At 66.8% G+C, this 19,691-nt stretch carries 12 protein-coding genes; 6 read left to right on the top strand and 6 right to left on the bottom strand.

Annotated features, from left to right (window positions below; all coding sequences use genetic code 11):
• Positions 1-23: 23 nt before the first annotated feature.
• The 3 genes from ACQR1Y_RS03715 to ACQR1Y_RS03705 all read left to right on the top strand — a co-directional run bounded on the left by ACQR1Y_RS03715 (position 24) and on the right by ACQR1Y_RS03705 (position 6,283).
• Positions 24-812 carry an ImuA family protein gene (locus tag ACQR1Y_RS03715; protein WP_434875375.1) on the top strand — a complete coding sequence of 263 codons (789 nt, stop codon included), beginning with the start codon at positions 24-26 and terminating at the stop codon, positions 810-812.
• A complete protein-coding gene (locus tag ACQR1Y_RS03710; RefSeq protein ID WP_434875376.1) occupies positions 712-2,301 on the top strand; it encodes a Y-family DNA polymerase in 1,590 nt (529 codons plus the stop codon). The genes ACQR1Y_RS03715 and ACQR1Y_RS03710 overlap by 101 nt, the downstream gene beginning before the upstream one ends.
• 379 nt (positions 2,302-2,680) lie before the next feature.
• Complete coding sequence (locus tag ACQR1Y_RS03705; protein ID WP_434875377.1) at positions 2,681-6,283, top strand: error-prone DNA polymerase; 3,603 nt, start codon at positions 2,681-2,683, stop codon at positions 6,281-6,283.
• A 22-nt stretch (positions 6,284-6,305) separates the two neighbouring features.
• Here the strand turns inward: ACQR1Y_RS03705 and ACQR1Y_RS03700 are convergent, their stop codons facing one another.
• From ACQR1Y_RS03700 to ACQR1Y_RS03685, 4 genes are all read right to left on the bottom strand, one after another.
• A complete protein-coding gene (locus ACQR1Y_RS03700) occupies positions 6,306-7,073 on the bottom strand; it encodes a DeoR/GlpR family DNA-binding transcription regulator (RefSeq protein ID WP_434875378.1) in 768 nt (255 codons plus the stop codon).
• Between the two features lie 88 nt (positions 7,074-7,161).
• Positions 7,162-8,160: a 4-hydroxythreonine-4-phosphate dehydrogenase PdxA gene (gene pdxA / locus ACQR1Y_RS03695; protein ID WP_434875379.1), complete on the bottom strand. Its 999-nt coding sequence runs from the start codon at positions 8,158-8,160 to the stop codon at positions 7,162-7,164.
• Positions 8,157-9,398: a four-carbon acid sugar kinase family protein gene (locus tag ACQR1Y_RS03690; RefSeq protein WP_434875380.1), complete on the bottom strand. Its 1,242-nt coding sequence runs from the start codon at positions 9,396-9,398 to the stop codon at positions 8,157-8,159. The genes pdxA and ACQR1Y_RS03690 overlap by 4 nt, the downstream gene beginning before the upstream one ends.
• A gap of 4 nt (positions 9,399-9,402) precedes the next feature.
• Positions 9,403-10,428: a 2-keto-3-deoxygluconate permease gene (locus ACQR1Y_RS03685; RefSeq protein ID WP_434875381.1), complete on the bottom strand. Its 1,026-nt coding sequence runs from the start codon at positions 10,426-10,428 to the stop codon at positions 9,403-9,405.
• Positions 10,429-11,215: 787 nt separating this feature from the next.
• Between ACQR1Y_RS03685 and ACQR1Y_RS03680 the strand changes: the two genes are divergently transcribed.
• The 3 genes from ACQR1Y_RS03680 to ACQR1Y_RS03670 all read left to right on the top strand — a co-directional run bounded on the left by ACQR1Y_RS03680 (position 11,216) and on the right by ACQR1Y_RS03670 (position 17,189).
• Positions 11,216-11,944, top strand: a complete 729-nt coding sequence (locus ACQR1Y_RS03680; RefSeq protein ID WP_434875382.1) for a hypothetical protein — start codon at positions 11,216-11,218, stop codon at positions 11,942-11,944.
• Positions 11,945-12,808: 864 nt separating this feature from the next.
• On the top strand, positions 12,809-14,026 hold the full coding sequence (locus tag ACQR1Y_RS03675) for an efflux RND transporter periplasmic adaptor subunit (RefSeq protein ID WP_434875610.1): 1,218 nt from the start codon (positions 12,809-12,811) through the stop codon (positions 14,024-14,026).
• 40 nt (positions 14,027-14,066) lie between these two features.
• Positions 14,067-17,189 (top strand): efflux RND transporter permease subunit, encoded by a 3,123-nt coding sequence (locus tag ACQR1Y_RS03670; protein ID WP_434875383.1) that lies wholly within the window; start codon positions 14,067-14,069, stop codon positions 17,187-17,189.
• Here the strand turns inward: ACQR1Y_RS03670 and ACQR1Y_RS03665 are convergent.
• Both ACQR1Y_RS03665 and ACQR1Y_RS03660 read right to left on the bottom strand, forming a co-directional pair.
• Positions 17,186-17,887, bottom strand: a complete 702-nt coding sequence (locus ACQR1Y_RS03665) for an ABC transporter ATP-binding protein (RefSeq protein ID WP_434875384.1) — start codon at positions 17,885-17,887, stop codon at positions 17,186-17,188. The genes ACQR1Y_RS03670 and ACQR1Y_RS03665 overlap by 4 nt on opposite strands.
• The gene (locus tag ACQR1Y_RS03660) at positions 17,884-19,647 is read right to left on the bottom strand and encodes a branched-chain amino acid ABC transporter ATP-binding protein/permease (RefSeq protein WP_434875385.1); all 1,764 of its coding nucleotides are present in this window, start codon (positions 19,645-19,647) and stop codon (positions 17,884-17,886) included. Before ACQR1Y_RS03660 ends, ACQR1Y_RS03665 begins: the two co-directional genes overlap by 4 nt.
• Positions 19,648-19,691: the final 44 nt, after the last annotated feature.

The following is a 19,691-nucleotide window of genomic DNA, read 5'->3' as shown; positions in this document are numbered from 1 at the left end:
TGGATTGAAAGGAGCGGCGACGGATGACCGGCGCACGCATGGATACGCTCGCGCGTCTGCGCGGCCGCATTGCCCGTCTCGAAGCGGCCGATGGCGCGCATGATCTGCGCCGGGTCGCGCTCGGCCATGACGAGGCGGACGCGGTGCTGCAGGGCGGGCTCGCCACCGGCGCGCTGCACGAGGTGTTCGCGGAAGGCGGCCGCCAGGCGGCGGCCGCGACCGGCTTCGTGTGTGGCCTCGCCGCGCGCGTTGCCGCACGGAAGCCGCTGATCTGGATCCGGCAGGACTTTGCCGAGCGCGAGGCCGGCGCGCTGTCGATGAGCGGGCTCGCCGAGCTCGGCCTCGATCCGCGCCGCCTCGTGGTCGTGCGCGCGCCCGATCTCGATCATGCCCTGCGCACCGCCGCCGATGCACTCGCCTGCGATGCGCTGGGCGGCGTGATGCTGGAGGTGTGGGGCGAGACGCAAAAGCTCGATCTCGTCGCCAGCCGCAAGCTGACCCTGGCGGCGCAGGAGTCCGGCGTGACCGCGCTGCTGTTGCGCGTCGCCGCGACGCCGGAGCCGTCGACCGCGGAGACGCGCTGGATGGTGCGCACCGCGCCGTCGCCTGTGGTCGCGCCATGGATGGCGTGGGGCGCGCCGCGCCTCGATGCCGAACTCATTCGCAACCGTCACGGCCAGACCGGACGATGGATCATGGAGTGGATGCCCGATGCGTGCCGTTTCAGCGAACCGGCGGCGGATCCTCAGCCTGTGGCTGCCGCGCCTGCCCATCGAGCGCATCAAGCGGAGCCGCGCCGCCGATCCGCTTGAGCAAGGCAAGCCGCAGGTCGTCGTCATCAAGGACGCCAATGCGCTTCTCATCCATTCGCTCGACGAGGCGGCGGCGCGCCACGGCGTGTCGCTCGGCCAGCCCTTGGCGAATGCCCGCGCGGTCTGTCCCGATCTCGTCGCGCACGAGGCCGATCTCGCCGCCGACGCCAGGCTGCTGGAGAGCATCGCCGACTGGTGCGACCGCTTCACGCCCTTGGTGGCGCTCGATCCGCCGCACGGGCTGTCGCTCGACATCACCGGCTGCGTGCATCTGTTCGGCGGCGAGGCCAAGCTGATGCAGTCGGTGTGCGATGCGCTGACGGCGCATGGCCTCACCGTGTCGGCGGCGATCGCCTCCAACGCGGTGTGCGCGCGGACGCTGAACCGGCAGGTCCATGGCCGTATCGTGCCGGATGGCGAGGAGGCGGCGGCGGTCTCGGCCCTGCCGGTGGCCGCGCTCGGCGGCAGCGACGCGATCACGCTCGGCCTGCGCCGCGCCGGCCTCAAGACCATCGGTGACGTCGCATCGCGCGGCCGCAACGAGATCACCGCGCGCTTCGGCGCCGCCTTCACCCGTGTGCTGGCGCAGGCGCTGGGCGAGGCCGACGCGCCGATCAGCCCGCGCAAGGTCCCGCCGGACTACATCGTCGACAAGCGCTTTGCCGAGCCGGTCGCGACCGACACCGTGATCGCGGCGAGCCTCTCCAGCCTTGCGGCGATGCTGGTGGCGGCGATGGCGCAGCAGGGCAAGGGCGCGCGGCGGCTGGAGGCCTGCTTCTTCCGCACCGACGGCTTGGTGCGTGTCATCGCGGTCGATACCGGCCAGCCGGTGACGGACGCCGCCGTGATAGACCGGCTGTTCCGCGAGCGGCTGGAGGCCTTGAGCGATCCGCTCGATCCCGGCTTCGGCTTCGACATGATCCGGCTCGCCGCCGGCCGCAGCGAGATCGTGGTGCAGCAGCAGCGCGATCTCGACGCCCATGTCCACGACAATGACGAACTGTCGGCGCTGATCGACCGCATCGCCGCGCGCATCGGCGGAAAACGCGTCGTCGTGCATCTGCCGGTCGACACCCATGTCCCCGAGCGCGCGGCGCTGCCGCTGCCGGCCCAGCACAATCTCGCGGCCACCAGCACCGCCGCCTGGCCCGAACGTACCGACGGCGAGCCGCCGCTGCGTCCTTTGAGGCTGTTCGCGCGCCCCGAGGCCATTCAAGTGATCGCCGGCGTCCCCGACGGCCCGCCCGCCCGCTTCGTCTGGCGCCGCGCCGCGCATGCGGTGGTCCGCGCCGAAGGCCCGGAACGCATCGCGATGGAATGGTGGCGCCCCGACGGCCAGGGCCTGACCCGCGACTATTTCCGCGTCGAAGACGAGCACGGCCTGCGCTTCTGGCTTTATCGCGACGGCCTGTATGATCGTGAATTCGAGCAGCCGGAGAACGGCCCGCCGGTGCAGCCCCTCTGGTACATGCACGGCCTGTTCGCATGAGGGGCAGGGCGATCGCAGCGAGCAATGGCAGAGGGGTAGTCCTTCCAGATGCGCGCCACGAACTCGGTGTTAATGACTCCGTCATTCCGGGGCATTCGCGCGCAAAATGGCGAAGCCATTTTGAAGCAGCGCGAATGAGCCCGGAATCCATAACCACAGGCCGATGTCGTGAGTGGAGATGCCCACCACCAGCGTGCCTCAAACGGCACCCTGTGGGTATGGGTTCCGGGCTCGCGCTCCGACTTGAGGCCGACATGCGTCGGCCTCAAGCTCCGCGCGCCCCGGAACGACGGCGCTTGTGCAAGCCGCTGCGGCAGGACAAATCACCTGTATTTATGGATCACATTGTCGCCGACCCAGCATTCGCTGCGGCCGCGCCATGACTCCCGTCGCCTACGCCGAGATCGGCGTCACCACCAATTTCTCCTTCCTGCACGGCGGCTCGCATCCCCAGGCCTATGTGCACCAGGCCGCCGATGACGGCCTCACCGCCATCGGCATCGCCGACCACAACACGCTGGCCGGCATCGTCCGCGCCTATAGCGAGCTGAACAACGACCAGCTGAGCTACAAGCCAAAACTGCTCTACGGCACGCGGCTGGTGTTCACCTGCGGCACGCCGGACATCCTGGTCTATCCGCGCGATCGCGCCGCCTATGGCCGGCTGTGCCAGCTGCTCACCCGCGGCAAGCGCGGCAGCGACCTCGACAAGGTCGCCAAGGGTGATTGTCGCCTGACGTTCGAGGATCTGTTCGACTTCATCGACGGCCAGCTCGTGGTGCTGATGCCGCCGCATCGCTTCGGCGAGGACGCCCTCGGCAACATCCTTGCTCGTCTGAAAGACAGCCCCGCCGAAGGCGTTTGGCTCGCCGGCAGCCTGCAGTATCGCGGCGACGACCGCCGCCGGCTGGCGCGGCTGGCGCGTCTCGCCGCGTCCGCCAAGGTGCCGCTGATCGCCACCAACGACGTGCTCTATCATCAACCTAGCCAGCGCATGCTGCAGGACGTGCTGACCTGCATCCGCGAGAAGGCCTCGATCGAGAGCATCGGCCGCCGCCTGCAGGCCAATGCCGAGCGCCATCTCAAGCCGGGACATGAGATGGCGCGGCTGTTCCGCGATCATCCCGACGCCATCACCGAAACTCTCCGTTTCGCCGACCGCATCAGCTTCTCGCTCGACCAGCTCAAATACCAATATCCCGACGAGCCGGTACCGCCCGGCAAGACCGCGCAGGGCCATCTGGAGGACCTGACCTGGGCCGGCGCCAAGAGCTATTTCGGCGACAAGCTCGATACCAAGCTACGCGCAGTCCTCAACAAGGAACTGGCGCTGATCGCCGAGCTCAACTACGCGCACTATTTCCTGACCGTCCACGACATCGTGCGCTACGCCCGCAGCCAGGGCATCCTGTGCCAGGGCCGCGGCTCCGCGGCGAACTCGGCTGTCTGCTACGTGCTCGGCATCACCTCGGTCGATCCGACCAAGATCGACCTGTTGTTCGAGCGCTTCATCTCCAAGGAGCGGCTGGAGCCGCCGGATATCGACGTCGATTTCGAGCATTCGCGGCGCGAGGAGGTGATGCAATATGTCTACCGCCGCTACGGCCGCCACCGCGCGGCGATCATCGCCACCGTCATCCATTATCGCCCGCGCAGCGCCATCCGCGACGTCGGCAAGGCGCTCGGCCTGACCGAGGACGTCACCTCCGTGCTCGCCGATACCGTATGGGGCAGCTGGGGCGACGGCCTCTCGGACATGCAGGTGCGCCAGGCTGGGCTCGATCCGAAAAATCCGATGATCCGTCGCGCGGTGGAGCTCGCCTCGGAGTTGATCACCTTTCCGCGCCACCTCTCGCAGCATGTCGGCGGCTACGTGCTGACGCAGGACCGGCTCGACAGCTACGTGCCGATCGGCAACGCCGCGATGGACGACCGCACCTTCATCGAATGGGACAAGGACGATGTCGACGCGCTCAGCATGATGAAGGTCGACGTGCTCGCGCTGGGCATGCTGACCTGCATCCGCAAGAGTTTTGCGCTGATCGAGCAGCACAAGGATATTCATTACGATCTGGCGTCGGTGCCGCGCGAGGACCCGAAGGTCTACGACATGCTGTGCAAGGGCGAGTCGCTCGGCGTGTTCCAGGTCGAGAGCCGGGCGCAGATGAACATGCTGCCGCGGCTGAAGCCGCGCACCTTCTACGATCTCGTCATCGAGGTCGCGATCGTCAGGCCCGGCCCGATCCAGGGCGACATGGTGCATCCATACTTGCGCCGTCGCAACGGTCTCGAGAAGGTCAGCTATCCGGCGCCTGCGAGTGGTCCGAAAGACGAGCTCTACAAGGTCCTGCACAAGACGCTCGGCGTGCCCCTGTTCCAGGAGCAGGCGATGCGGATCGCGATCGAGGCCGCAAAGTTCTCGCCCGAAGAGGCCAACGGCCTGCGCCGCGCGATGGCGACGTTCCGCAACGTCGGCACCATCGGCTCCTATGAGGAGAAGATGGTCTCGAACATGATCGCGCGCGGCTATGATCCGGCCTTCGCCAAGAGCTGCTTCGACCAGATCAAGGGTTTTGGCTCCTACGGCTTCCCAGAAAGCCATGCCGCGAGCTTCGCGCAGCTGGTCTATGTCTCGTCCTGGCTGAAGCGCTTCCATCCCGACGCGTTCTGCTGCGCGCTGTTGAACTCGCAGCCGATGGGCTTCTACGCGCCGGCCCAGATCGTCGGCGACGCCCACAAGAACGGCGTCGAGATCCGCGACATCGATGTCTCCTATAGCTTCGCCGACAACACGCTGGAAAAAACCGACGGGAAATACTGCGCCGTCCGCCTCGGCTTCCGCCAGATCGACGGCTTCCGCTGGATCGACCGCGACGAGGAGCGGATCAGGAAGTTGTCGGAAGCGGTGCGAAGGGAGGCGAGGGCTGTTTCCACACATTCCTTGCCAGCCATCCCCTCGCTGTCATTCCGGGGCGCGCGCAGCGCGAGCCCGGAATCCATAACCACGATCGGGAGTATGGATTCCGGGCTCGCCCTCCGGGCGCCCCGGAATGACAGCGGGGAGAGAGTGTTGTCCAACTCACAATTCATTGATGGATTGCGCGACGCTGTCGCATCGCCCCGGAATGACAACGAACAACAAACCCACATGTTGCTCTCGAATGCCGACCGCGAGGACGACTGGGCCGACCGCATCATCCGCGCGCGCCAGCGCCGCCCGTTCACCTCGCTCGAGGACTTCGCCCGCGACACCGCGTTGCCCAAGCGCGCGCTGCTGCTGCTGGCCGATGCCGACGCGTTCCGCTCGCTCGGGCTCGACCGTCGCGCGGCACTCTGGGCCGTACGCCGGCTGCCCGACGATGTGCCGCTGCCGCTGTTCGAGGCGGCAATCGCCCGTGAGCAGCCGGACGAGGGCGCACAGCCGCTGCCGGAGATGCCACTGCCGGAGCACGTCGTCGCCGACTATCAGACCATCCGCCTGTCGCTGAAGGGCCACCCGATGGAGTTCCTGCGCCGGCGCTTCGCCGCCGAAGGCGTGCTGGCCTGCCGCGATGTCAACGACGCCAACGATCGCCGCCGCATCCGCTGCGCCGGCGTGGTGCTGGTGCGGCAGCGGCCGGGCAGCGCCAAGGGCGTCGTGTTCATGACCCTGGAAGACGAGACCGGCATCGCCAACATCGTGGTGTGGCCGAAGGTGATGGAGACCTTCCGCAAGGAGGTGATGGGCGCGCGCCTGGTGCTGGTCGAGGGCCGCATCCAGAGCAGCCCCGAGAAGGTCGTGCACCTCGTCGCCGAGTGCCTCGTCGACCGCACCTCCGATCTCGCGCTGCTGTCAGACGACCGCCTCGGCGCCATCCCGCAGGGGCAGATGCCCGCCGAGCCGCTCAACGACGACCGCCGCGACCACCCCGACAACCCCTCCCAGCGCGTCAGCCACCCCCGCAACGTCCGCATCCTGCCGCGCTCGCGGGATTTCCATTGAGGCCGGCGCGCAAGGCGCCGCCTCAGCCGGCGCGGCCCACCACGACCCGCGCACCTGCTTCCGCAAACGCCGCGCGTTGTGCCTCCGACGCGCCGTCGTCCGTCACCAGGGTCCAGCGCGGCGGCAGCGGGGCCCAGGCGTCCTGTTCGGCGCGGCCGAGCTTGCCGGCGTCGGCGAGCACGATCAACTCGCGGGCCTGCTGCATCATCAGCGATTTCAGCGCCACCTGGTCGAGATCGGCCTCGCACAGGCCGCGGTCCGTCACCACGCCGTCGGCGCTCATGATCGCGCGGTCGGCCGTGATCCGCCGCAACGCGTCGCTCGCCAGCGGCCCCATCGTGCTCATGCTGGTGGTGCGCAGCGCGCCGCCCAGCACCACGATCTCGATCGCCGGCGCCTTGGCGAGGAAGGGCAGCAGCGCAAGATTGTTGGTGATGATGCGCAGCCGCCGCTGCAACAGCAGCCGGCCGAACGCAGCCACCGTCGAGCCGGCGTCGAGGATCAGGGTGTCGCCGTCCTCGATCAGCTCGGCCGCCGCGCGCGCGATCGCCTGCTTCTCGCGGCCCTGCACCGCCAGCCGCTGCTCCAGCGTCGCCTCGGCGACGTGGCCGGTGAGAATGGCGCCGCCATAGGTGCGGCGCACGGCGTTGCTCTTCGACAGATGCTGCAGGTCGCGGCGCACGGTCGAGGCGGAGACGTCGAAGCGCCGCGCGAGATCGTCGACATCGATCTCGCCGGCGTTCAGGGCTTCCAGGAGCCGGGCATGCCGCTCCTTGCTGCGCATCGACATCGACCTCTCACCCTCACTGCCGCGCCATGCTCATTGGCGCCGGTTGATGAGCGGACGCCATAGCATGCCGGCGCAGCTGCGCAATCCGTCAGGCGGCCTGCCTCGGCGCGAGATCCGCAGCCTGGCGCAGCGCCTCGATCAGGCTGCGCTCGTCGGCGATGCCCTTGCCGGCGATGTCGAACGCCGTGCCGTGGTCGACCGAGGTGCGGATCACGGGCAGGCCGACCGTGATGTTCACGCCGGCCTCCAGCCCCAGCACCTTGATCGGGCCGTGGCCCTGGTCGTGATACATCGCCACCACCATGTCGTAGTCGCCGCGGCCGGCCAGGAAGAACAGCGTGTCGGCGGGCAGGGGGCCGCGCACGTCCCAGCCCTTGCGCTGGCAGGCTTCCACGGCCGGCGTGATCTTGACGGCCTCCTCGCCGCGGCCGAACAATCCGTTCTCGCCGGCATGCGGATTGATGGCGCAGACGCCGATCTTCGGATGTTTGATGCCGGCGCGCACCAGCACGTCATGTCCGCGCGTGATCACGCGCTCGACGAGCCCAGGCTCGATCTTCTCGATCGCGTCGAGCAGGCCGATATGCGTGGTGACGTGGATGACGCGCAGCTTCGGCGACACCAGCATCATCGACACTTCCGGCGTCCCGGTCAGATGCGCCAGCAGTTCGGTATGCCCCGGGAATCTGTGCCCGGCCGCATGCAGCGCCTCCTTGGAGAGCGGAGCGGTGCAGATCGCCTGCGCCGTCCCCGACTGCACGATCTCGACGGCCTTCTCGATGTAGCGATAGGCGGCTTCGCCGGCCACCGGCGACACCTGGCCGAACGGCAGGTCGTCCGGCACGATCTTCAGGTCGACGCATTGCACGGCGCCGGAGGCGAAATCGGCCTCGCTGGCCGCGCCGAGTGCGTCGACGTCGCGGGCGGTACCGACGATCCGGCCGGCTTTGCGCAGCCGCGTCGCGTCGCCGATCACCAGCGGGTTGCAGATCGACCGCGTCGCCGGATGGTTCAACGCCTTCATGATCACCTCGGGCCCGATGCCGGCCGGATCTCCCATGGTGATTGCGATGGTCGGACGGGTCATGAGAAGCTTCCTCTGGTTCGGATCGCGCGCAGGCGCTCGCTGATGCGGATCAGGCTGTGCGCGTCGCCGAACGCGCCCGCCTTGGTGGCAATCGGAACGGTCATCTGGCCGAGCGTGAGGCCGAGCGACACGCCGGGCTCGATCTCGTCGGCGAGACGGATGCCGTTGACGCCGAAGCGCGCGAGCAGGGCGGCCGCGGTCTCGCCGCCGGTTGCCGCGAAGGCGCCGACGGCGGGCGCGACTGTCTGCAGCGCGTCGGCGAGATTGTTTGCGAGTTGAGTGCCGAGCCGCATGTCCGGGTGATCGGTCATCGTGATCTCGACGAGCGCATCGCCGCCTTGCGCGAGATGCGCGGTCACTTCTGCCGCGAGCGCAGCGCTGATGTCATGATCCTGACCGAGCAGCATCTCCGGCGCGACCGGAAAATGCCGCACGCTGCCGCTCGCCTGCAGCGCGCGCGCCGCACTGCGCGAGGCTCCCGCGAGCGAGCCGACCACGATCAGGGTCCCGCAGGCGTTGGCGGGGATCCGCAAGGTTTCGCCGGTCTCTGCGGCCTCGAGACCGGCCAGCGCATGCGCGAGCCCGGCGCTGCCGATGAAGAACGGCGCCGGCGAGACGCTGCTGCTCGCCGCCGCGATCAGGTGCAGATCCTGCTCGGTCTCGGCGTCGCAGATCGCGACGATGTTTCCCTCGGCCGCGAGCCTAGCCAGCGTGTCCTTCAGGTCGGGGCCACGCACGGTGGCGAGGGCCACCTTCTCGGACCGCACTGCCGCCGTGGCGAGCACGTCAGCCAGATCGGCGCTGGCATAGCTGTGGTCGCGCTGCCAGACCTCGGCCTGTTCGAGCGGCCGTCCCTGCACCAGGATGCGTCCGTCCACAGTGGTGCGGCCGGTTGCCGGGAAGGCGGGGGCGAACACGCCGAAGGCCGGGCCCGATTGCGCGAGATGCGCAATCGTCGCCGCCGTCTCCGCCGCCGGCTGTCCGCGCAAGGTCGAGTCGATCTTCTTGAACAGCCGCTGCCCCGGCCGGGCAAGCCGCGCCAGCACGTCGCCGTGCCGGCGGGCGGCGTCCTCGGCCGAAAGGCCGCGGCTCGCCGCGTCATAGGCGAGCACGGGCAGCCGGTGATCGGACGCGTCGTCGCCCCAGGTCACCGCGGCGGCGCGTCCGCGCCGCCCGAAGGCGATCGCGCAGTCCGCTGCCCCGGTGAGGTCGTCCGCGACGATCAGCCAGCCTGCCATGGGATCAGTGACCTGCCGGACGTGGCGTGGGTGTCAGCGCAGCAGCGGTCGCCACCTGGTCCTCGCTCTCCGTGTCCACGCCAGGGCCGACCTTGCGGCTGACCCAGGCGGTCAGCAGCGGCGTCAGGATGGCGGTGACGACGACGCAGGCCGCGATCAGGATGGTGGCAGGGCCGGCCGCCGGGGCGTAGGCCGGATTGGCGGCGGCCACGATGGCCGGAACGGCCGCCGCATTGCCCGCGGTGGAGGCCGCGGCGACGCCGGCGACGCCCGTGCCGCCAGTGATGCGGTCGGCGAGGAACAGCGGAATGCCGGTCACGATCACCACCGCGACGCCCATGCCGAGGCCGAGCAGGCCGGCCTGCCAGACCTTCGACAGGTCGAGCCCGGCGCCGAGCGCGAAGGCGAAAAACGGGATCATCACCGGGATCGCGCGGCTCAGGAACGCGCGCATCTCGCGGTCGAGATTGCCGATGATCATGCCGACGACCAGCGGCAGGATGGCGCCGACCAGCGCCTGCCACGGAAACGCCGACAGGCCGGCGACGCCAAGCGTCAGCATGGTCAGGAACGGGCCGCTCTCCAGGGTCATGATCGTATAGGCGCCGACGTCGCGCGGCCGTCCGTACTGGCCCATCAGCGCCATGTAGAGCCCGCCATTGGTGTCGTTCATCGCCGCCACAATGGCGAGGGTCGAGATTCCTGCGAACATGCCCGAGGTCACCGGCGTCTCGCCGAGAATGCGGCCGAAGATGACGCCGAGGATCACGGCGACGCCGACCTTCACGACCAGCAGGGTGCCGCCCTTCTTGACGATGTAGGGCGTGGCGCGGAAGTCGATGCTGGCGCCCATGCAGACGTAGAACACGGCGAGGATGGTCAGCGATCCCGAGAACAGCGCACCGGTGAAGGAGCCGAAGAATTTCGGCGTCTCGGGGAAGAACGTCGCGATCAGCGCGCCCACCAGCAGCGGCACCACCATCATCCCGCCCGGCACCTTCTCGATCGTCTGCTTGATGGGCACCTGCATGTCCCGCGTCCTTCCCTGACAACGTCAAATTCTAGGCATTTTGCGCATTTTTCTGGGAAGAAAGATGCGCTCCCAGGTCAAATAAGCTCGAAATGCGCAGAATGCAAACATGATTTGCTCAATATGCGCAATTTGGCAGTTGGTATGCCCGGAGTGCGCGCGCCGCCCCGCGCGTCGCGCCCTGTTGCGGTCGACGAGTCGCCTGACGCCTGCGGCTATTCGCGGTCAAGCGCGCCCTGGAGCAACCTTCGATGCAAGCCAAGGATCCATCGAGACGGGCTGCAGCCGTATGGAGTGCTCGACGATCGAGGCTCGACAACCTGCATGCGAGGACCGCCCAGCCGACATCGCGCGTGCTGCTGCACGATCCCTTCAACGTGACGAGATAAGTACAATGCCTACATTCTTGCTTGTTAGTTTGTAGGATCGAACCTTCGCCTTGTAGGGCAGGGCAATCGCATGTGGACATTCCAGGCTGTCGCGACGAACGATCCTGCAGGTTATTTACTCCGTCATGCCCGGGCTTGTCCCGCCTGCGCGGCCGAAGCCGCTTCGGCGCGGCGAAGGCCCGGGCATCTACGTCGTTCTCAGCATGCCGGCGGACGTGGATGGCCGGGACAAGCCCGGCCATGACGACGTGGAGAGAGACGAGCACAAAACGGCGATCGCCACATGCGATTGCCCTGCCTACCGCTGCTCCGCCCGAAGTCGGCAGACGGGCCATCTTGTGGCCTTCATCGCCACGATATCAATTCTTGTCGTCCAACACGCCACGAAGCCTCTCCTCATGCAGCTCTCCGACCGCTCTCTCTTCATCCTGAACATGGTGTTCGTCGTCATCGGCGTGCTCGTGCTGCGCTCCAATCCCGACGTCGGCATCGTCACCATCGCCTTCTTCGGATCGGGCGCCGTCCTCGCCGCCAGCATCATCATCCGCAAGCGGCGCTCGGTGCCGAAGGCCGAGCGGGTCATGCTCGCCGGCGGTGTCCCCATTCGCCCCTCGCGCGTGCTGATCGGAGGCCTCGGCGCCTGGCTTGCAGTTCTCGGCGTGATCCTGACCGTGTTCGGCTGGTCCTACGGGATCGTGTTTCGTTGCCTGTCGATCGCCTCGCTGATGTTCGGCTGCTATCTGCTGGCCGCCGTCCTGATCGGCTGGCTGCCGAGCACCTCGATCCAGTTCGACGAGACGGGGATCACCTTCGGCTATCGCGGCTTTTCCTACGTTGTCGCGTTCGACAACATCGCGGATCTGGCAGTCGCCGAGATGAACCGCAATCCCTTCCTGCTCATCCGGCTGCATCAGCCTGATGCCATCGCGGTGACGCCGCCCGCAAGGCATCTCGATGCGCTCAAGCGGATCGGCCGATCCGAAGCCCTGATGGGCGCTCACATCGCCATTCCAACCCAGCAATATTTGATGGACGCCACGCTGCTCTCGCAGGCCATCGCGCGCTATGTCAACGAGCCGTCGGCGCGCAGCGAACTCGCGGTGAGGTCGCTGGCCAAGGTGAAGTAGATCAACCAGGGACGGCGACGCCGGTCGGCCTGCAACGAAAAAAGCGCTTTACAATTTTCAGAATTCGTGTTCTATTCTCGCGCATCCCGTCCCAACGAGAAGGGGCGTAGCGCGCGATCGTCACGACACGCGGGGCGGGGAGCGATGGCCGTGGTGTTGCCGCAGCGTGCTTGCACGTGGACGAACGGCAGCGCGCGGACGTGAAGTCGCAGCGTGCTGGCACCCCGAAGCTGGTGTCCCGCGCAGTGCGTAAGCATTGTCGCGAATGGTGGCCAACAAGCCGGCGCACCAGGCAGACTGCGTATAAGCGTGAAGACCGTCGCGCAGGGAAGGCCGGACGATTTCGGCTGCACCTGTGGTACCTGCCGCCTGCATTCTTGTTAGCAGGCGGGCCGCAGGCGTCAGTCGGCGCCTGGCCTTCCCTGCGCCCTCCTCACGAGAGGGTGAAGCGATCAGCACAACTCGGGCGCATCCGCGCCGCGAGGCTGCGGTCCGATGCCGCGAAGCGATCGGTCCGATTCGCGGATTGTGCGCCGAACGGCAGTTCGAAAATGGAGTAGGTGCGTACCCGTGGAGGTTGGCTTCGGCGGCCGCGACACCGTCCTCGCGATTTATTACGGCAGGATGACATTATGGTGCGTCGCGAAGGAAATCGCGATTGCCCAAAACGAGCTGAATACAAGCTGAACGGCTGTCGTTGAACTTTCAAATTTTTAAAGCAAAACAACGGCGAGTTTGGCGATTTTTAGGTTGTTTAAAGCTCCAGTTCCGCACTATTAGCGGCAACGATGAGCCCGCCAATGCCGGAATCGTCGACGGATACAACGAGCCATGGCGTCTGAACCGAACGCATATCCGCAGCTGATGAGCACCAAGCGACTGGTGATGGGTCTGGCCGTGCTGGCGGTCGCCGGAGCAGGCGCTTATGGCTATACCCGGTTGGGGTCTGCGCCGGCCCCCAAGGACAACATCGAACTCTCCAGTCAGTCCAAGCGCAACGGCACGACCTTTACTCCGTCGGCGGCGGAATGGGCGACGCTGACGATCGAGCCGGTTTGCGAAAAGATATTCCGCGCCGAGCACATCACCGAGGGCAAGGTGGCTGTCGATGAGGATCGCTCGACGCCGGTGTTCTCCCCCTATGCCGGCCGCGTGACCAAGCTGCTCGCTCGTCCCGGCGAGACCGTGCGCCAGGGCCAGCCGCTGTTCGTGATCGAGGCCGCAGATACCGTCCAGGCCCAGAACGATTTCATCACCGCCATCACCTCGATGAACAAGGCCAAGTCGACGCTCGACCTCGCCGACATCCAGTACAAGCGCGCCAAGGACCTGTTCGAGGGCCGGGCGATCCCGCTGAAGGATTTCCAGCAGGCGGAGGCGACCTCCGTCCAGGCGCAGAACGACATGCGGTCGTCGCAGACCGCGCTCGAGGCCGCCCGCAACAAGCTGCGGATCCTCGGCTTCACCGATGCCGCGATCAGCAACTTCCAGAGCAAGGGCGTGATCGACCGCGAGATCACGATCTACGCGCCGATCGGCGGCACGGTCGTCCAGCGCAAGGTCGGACCGGGACAGTACGTCAATGCCGGCGCGAGCGATCCCGTGTTCGTGATCGGCGATCTCTCGACCGTCTGGCTCACCGCCTTCGTGCGCGAGAGCGATGCCGCGCTCGTGAACATCGGCGAGGAGATTCTCGTCCACGTGCTGGCCTTGCCCGGCCGTCCGCTCAAGGCCAGCATCAACTACGTGGCAGCCTCGATCGACCCGGCTACGCGCCGGCTCTTGGTGCGGGCCACCATCGACAACAAGGACGGCCTGCTCAAGCCTGAGATGTTCGCCAATGTCACGATTTATTCACCTGGCGAGCAGCCCGCCGTCGCGGTGCCGCGGCAGGCCTTGATCTACGAAGGCAACCAGGTGCGCGTCTGGGTCGCCCGCCCCGACAAGTCGATCGAGCTGCGCAAGATCAAGACCGGCCTGATCAATGGCGATCAGGTCGCGGTCGAAAGCAATCTGAGCCCCGGCGAGCAGATCGTGACCAAGGGCAGCCTGTTCATCGATCGCGCCGCCTCCGGCAGCTGACGTGGTTCTCTTGCCTGCCGTGCTGAAAGCTCCGACCTGAATGGACCGCCTCGTTTCCATCGCCGTCCAGCGGCGCTTCCTGATGGTCGGAATGTTCGTCGCCATCCTGATCGGTGGCCTGATCGCCTTCCGGCAGTTGAATATCGAGGCCTATCCCGATCCCACCCCGCCGATGGTCGACATCGTGACCCAGAGCCCCGGGCTCTCGGCCGAGGAGATCGAGCGCTACATCACGATTCCGATCGAAACCCAGGTCGCCGGCATCAAGAACCTGCGCACGATCCGAACGATCTCGCTGTACGGCCTGTCCGACGTCAAGCTGCAGTTCTCGTTCGACTACACCTATGACGAGGCGCTGCAGCAGGTGCTGAACCGGCTGTCGCAGTTGTCGCCCTTGCCCGGCAACGTCACCCCGCAGATCTCGCCGCTCAGCGCGGTCGGCGAGATCTATCGCTACCGGCTGCGCGGTCCGCCCGGCTACAGCGTGCTCGACCTCAAGACCCTGCAGGACTGGGTGCTGCAGCGGCGCTTCCGCGCCGTGCCCGGCGTGATCGATGTCACCGGCTGGGGCGGCAAGACCAAGACCTATGAGATCCAGGTCGACTTCAACAAGCTGGTCGCCAACGGCCTGACCCTGCCGCAGCTGCTGCAGGCGGTTGGCAACTCCAACATCAATGTCGGCGGCAACACGGTCGAGATCGGCACGCAGTCGGCGGTGGTGCGTGGCGTCGGCCTGATCCGCTCGATGGACGACCTCGCCAACACGATGGTGTCGCAGAGCGGCGGCAATCCGGTGCTGGTGAAGGACGTCGCCAACGTCACCGTGGCGGAGAAGCCGCGACTCGGCATTGCCGGCCTCAATAACAATGACGACATCGTCCAGGGCATCGTGCTGATGCGGCGCGGCGAGCAGAGCTCGCCGACCATCGCGCGCGTCGAGCAATTGGTCGACCAGATCAACAATTCGACCATCCTGCCGCCGGGCGTGCGGATCGAGCGCATCTATGACCGCAAGGACCTGATCGACACCACGACCCACACCGTGCTGCATAACATGGTGGTCGGCATCGGCCTCATCGTGCTGCTGCAATGGGTATTCCTCGGCAATCTCAGAAGCGCGCTGATCGTCGGCGCCACGATTCCGTTCGCGCTGTTCTTCGCCGTCATCATCCTGGTGCTGCGCGGCGAGTCCGCCAACCTGCTGTCGGTCGGCGCGATCGATTTCGGCCTGATCGTCGACGCCACCGTGATCATGGTCGAGGCGATCTTCCGGCGCCTCACGCAGACCACGCCCTTGTCGGAAGCGGAGTCGAGCCACATCTCGCCCGAGACGATGATGGGCATGAAGAGCCACGCGATCCTGTCGGCGGCCGCCGACGTGTCGCGCTCGATCTTCTTTGCCGCGGCGATCATCATCGCCGCCTTCCTGCCGCTGTTCACCTTGAGCGGAGTCGAGGGCAACATCTTCGGGCCGATGGCGCGCACCTATGCTTATGCGCTCGCCGGCGGTCTGCTCGCCACGTTCACGGTGACCCCGGCGCTGAGCGCCATTATCCTGCCGGCGCATGTCGAAGAGACCGAGACGCGGCTGATGCGGATGCTGCACGCGATCTATGCCCCGGTGCTACGCTGGGCGGTGGGTAACCGCAATCTGGTGATGACCGGCGCGATCGGCCTCGTGCTGCTGACGGTGGTGGTCGGACGGCTGCTCGGCCTGGAATTCCTGCCCAAGCTGGAAGAGGGTAACCTCTGGATCCGCGCCACCCTGCCGCCGACGATCTCGCTGCAGGAAGGCAACGCCTACGTCAACGAGATGCGCAAGATGATCCGCGCACGTCCAGAGGTCGAGGCGGTGGTCTCGCAGCACGGCCGCCCCGACGACGGCACCGATGCCGCCGGATTCTTCAACGCCGAGTTCTTCGCCCCGCTGAAGCCGGTGAAGGACTGGCCCGGCACCAAGGACAAGGACCAGCTCACGGCCGAGCTCTTGAAGCAGCTCGACGACCGCTTTCCCGGCGTCGAGTTCAACTTCTCGCAATATCTGCAGGACAACGTCTCAGAGGCCGTGTCCGGCGTGAAGGGCGAGAACTCGATCAAGCTGTACGGCAACGATCTGCAGGCGCTGACCGACACCGCCAACAAGATCAAGCAGGTGCTGTCGACGGTGCAGGGCGTCACCGATCTTGCGGTGTTCACCTCGCTCGGCCAGCCGACGGTGCAGATCGACATCGACCGCGCCAAGGCCGCGCGCTACGGTCTTGCGCCCGGCGACATCAACGCCACCATCAAGGTCGCGATCGGCGGCGATACCGCGGGCGATCTCTACGAGCCGGGCTCCGACCGGCATTTCCCGATCATCGTCCGCCTCGCGCCGGAATATCGCAAGAGCGCCGAGGCGATTGAGAACCTGCGTATTGGCGCGCAGGGGCCGAATGGCATCACGCAGATTCCGCTGAGCGAGGTCGCGACCATCAAGCTGGTGTCGGGCGCGGCCTATATCTATCGCGAGCAGCAGGAGCGCTATCTCCCGATCAAGTTCTCGGTGCGCGAGCGCGATCTCGGCAGCGCCATCCAGGAGGCGCAGCAGAAGGTGGCCGAGCAGGTGCAGCTGCCGGCCGGCTCGCGCGTGGAGTGGGTCGGCGAGTTCGGCAATCTGCAGGACGCCATCAAGCGGCTGTCGATCGTAGTGCCGATCAGCCTGGCGCTGATCGGTGTTCTCCTGTGGTTCAATTTCGGCTCGATGGCCGACACTCTGCTCGCCATGAGCGTGATCCCGATGGCGATCTTCGGCGGCGTCGTGGGCCTGGTGCTGACCGGAATTCCGTTCAGCGTGTCCGCGGCGATCGGCTTCATCGCGCTGTTCGGCATCGCCGTGATGGACGGCATCATCATCCTGTCGCAGTTCAACCAGCTGATCGACGAGGGCGTCGAGCGCATCGAGGCCGTCATCCGCACCGGCGAATTGCAGCTGCGGCCGGTGCTGATGACCTGCGTCGTCGCCGGCATCGGCCTGATGCCGGCCGCGGTCTCGACCGGCATCGGCTCCCAGGTGCAGAAGCCGCTCGCGATCGTGGTGGTGACCGGCATGATGCTGGCGCCTGCTGTCATCCTGATCACCTTGCCGGTCTTGATCTCCTTGTTCTCCCGCCGGAGGGTCCGCTAAATGCGCATATGCTCGTCGATCCGCGCGGCGGCATCGGCATCGACCTCGGCGGCATCGACGATCTCGCCGCGCTTGAAGACGAGGTAGCGGTCGCTGATCGACAGGGCAAAAGGCAGGTGCTGCTCCACCACGATCATGGAGGTGCCGATCTCGCGGCGCGCGCGGACCAGCACCTCGGAGAGACGATCGACGACCGAGGGCTGCAATCCCTCGGTGACCTCGTCGAGCAGCAGCACGTCGGGCTTGGCCATCAGCGCCCGGGCGACGATCAGCATCTTCTGCTCGCCGCCCGACAACGTTCCGGCGCGCTGGCCGAGCCGCTTGGTCAGCACCGGAAACCAGCCGCCAACCTGCTCGAACAGCGCGTCGATATCCTTGTCCGACAACAGGCCGAGCCGGAGATTGTCCCGCACCGAGAGGTCCTGGAACAGCGCATGCTCCTGCGGCACATAGACCAGCCCCATCTTGCGCTTCAGATGCGGCGCCACCCGCGTGACGTCCTTGCCGGCAAGCCTCACGCTGCCGCGCCACGCCGGCAGGAAGCCGAGAATGGCCTTGAGCAGCGAGGTCTTGCCCATGCCGTTCTTGCCGACGATCGCGAGCGTCTCGGCCTTCGCCAGCGCAAAGCCGACATTGCTGATCACCTCGGAGGAGCCGTAGCCGCTCGCAAGCTCTTTGACTTCCAGCATCGCGCTCATGCCGGCACCTCCGCATGCGATACGTGCTGACCCGTATAGATCTCTCGCACGAGTTCGCTATTCACGACCTCGTCGACCGAGCCATCGAGCGCGAGGCGGCCCTGGTGCAGCACGATGATGCGCGAGGAGATCTCGCGGACGAAATCGAGGTCGTGCTCGACCAGGAGAATGCAGAGCCGGTCGCGGCGGGCGAGGCTGGTCAGGATGTCGGCAAAGCCCTGCCGCTCGGCGCGGGTCAGGCCGGCGGTGGGTTCGTCGAGCAGCAGCACGTCGGGCTCGAGCGACAGCACCATGGCGAGCTCGAGCGCCTGCTTCAGCCCGTGGCTGAGATTACGGGCCTCTTCATCGAGCCGTTCGGCGAGCCCGGAGCGTTCCACGACCGACATCGCCGCGGGCGGCAGCGCCAGCGTGGCGGATCGGGAGGTGAGTGCTGGCGGATCGGCATGCGTCCGCGCCACGCGCAGGCATTCGGCGACGGTCAGCGTTTCGAACACCGACGCCGTCTGGAACTTGCGTCCGAGGCCAAACCGCACGACGCGGTCCGGCGGCAGCCGGGCGATGTCATGGCCTGCAATGGCAACGTCGCCGGTCGAGCGCTCGCGCCCATCCGACAGGCAGCGGATCAACGTGGTCTTTCCGGCGCCGTTGGGACCGACCAGGCTCAGCAGCTCGCCGCGATACGCCGTGAACTGCACGCCGTCCAGCACGGCGAGACTGCCGTAGTGCTTGCCGAGCGCGCGCACTTCGATGGCGACAGCATCGGGATTGCTGACGGCGGTCGCGGCGGTAGCCGGTTGCAGGATCGTCGCAGTCCCTGTCGCCGAGCGCCCTCGCTTGATGAGGCGCATGACAGCGCCGAGCAGGCCGTCGGGGAATACCAGGATCACCACGATCAGCGCGAGGCCAACGATCAGTTCCCAGACGTAAGGAAGACTGTTGGCGAGATAGGCGCTTGCGACCTCGATGCACAGCGCGCCGATGACCGGGCCGATCACCGTGCCACGGCCACCGAGCGCGACCATGATCACGAGATTGGTGCCGAAGGTGAAGCTGGCATTTTCCGGCGCGGCGACCGCGCCGAAGCCGGCATAGAAGAAACCGGCCAGCGCGGAGACCATCGCCGACAGCACCAGCACGACAATGCGCAGCCGCGAGGTGTCGATGCCGAGATAGGTGCAGCGCGAGTCATTGTCGCGCAACGCCGACAACAGCCGGCCGGTGTCGCTGCGCATGACGACGAGCGCGAGAACCGCGGTTGCGAGCAGTCCGAGGCCCGCGAGGCGCAGCCAGGTCTCGATCTCCAGATCAAAACTCTCGAAGCCGACGAGGCCGCTCGACGAGCCGGTGAACGTGCCGCCGGAGTAGAGGATCTGCACCAGCACGATCGGCACGACCAGCGAGATCACCGAGGCGTAGAGCGGTGTCGAGCCGGGGTAGAACGACAGCCAGCCGGTGAAGGCGGCGACCGCGGCCGCAACGGCGACCGCGGCGCCGATCGCGGCGAAGATCTGCCAGGTGCCGAAGCCATATTCGGTGAACATGATCGCGAGCGCGTAGGCGCCGATGCCGAAGAAGGCGGATTGGCCGAAGGTCAGCGTGCCGCAATAGCCCCACATGATGTCCACGGTGATCGCCGCGATCGCCACGAAGCAGGCGCGCACCAGGATGTTCACGAGGTAAGTGTCGAGCAGCAGCGGCGCGACGAGGACCACGCCGGCGGCGAGCGCCACCAGCAAGGCGGGGACGATCAGGCGCGGCATCGCGCGGCTCGTTGGAGATGTCGCGCGAGAGGCGAGGGGGCGCG

Origin of the sequence: Bradyrhizobium sp. HKCCYLRH3099 (assembly GCF_051167855.1) — a bacterium.
Classification (GTDB): Bacteria; Pseudomonadota; Alphaproteobacteria; order Rhizobiales; family Xanthobacteraceae; genus Bradyrhizobium.
The sequence above is the reverse complement of the archived record's forward strand: the minus strand, read 5'-3'. Positions and strand labels throughout refer to the sequence as shown.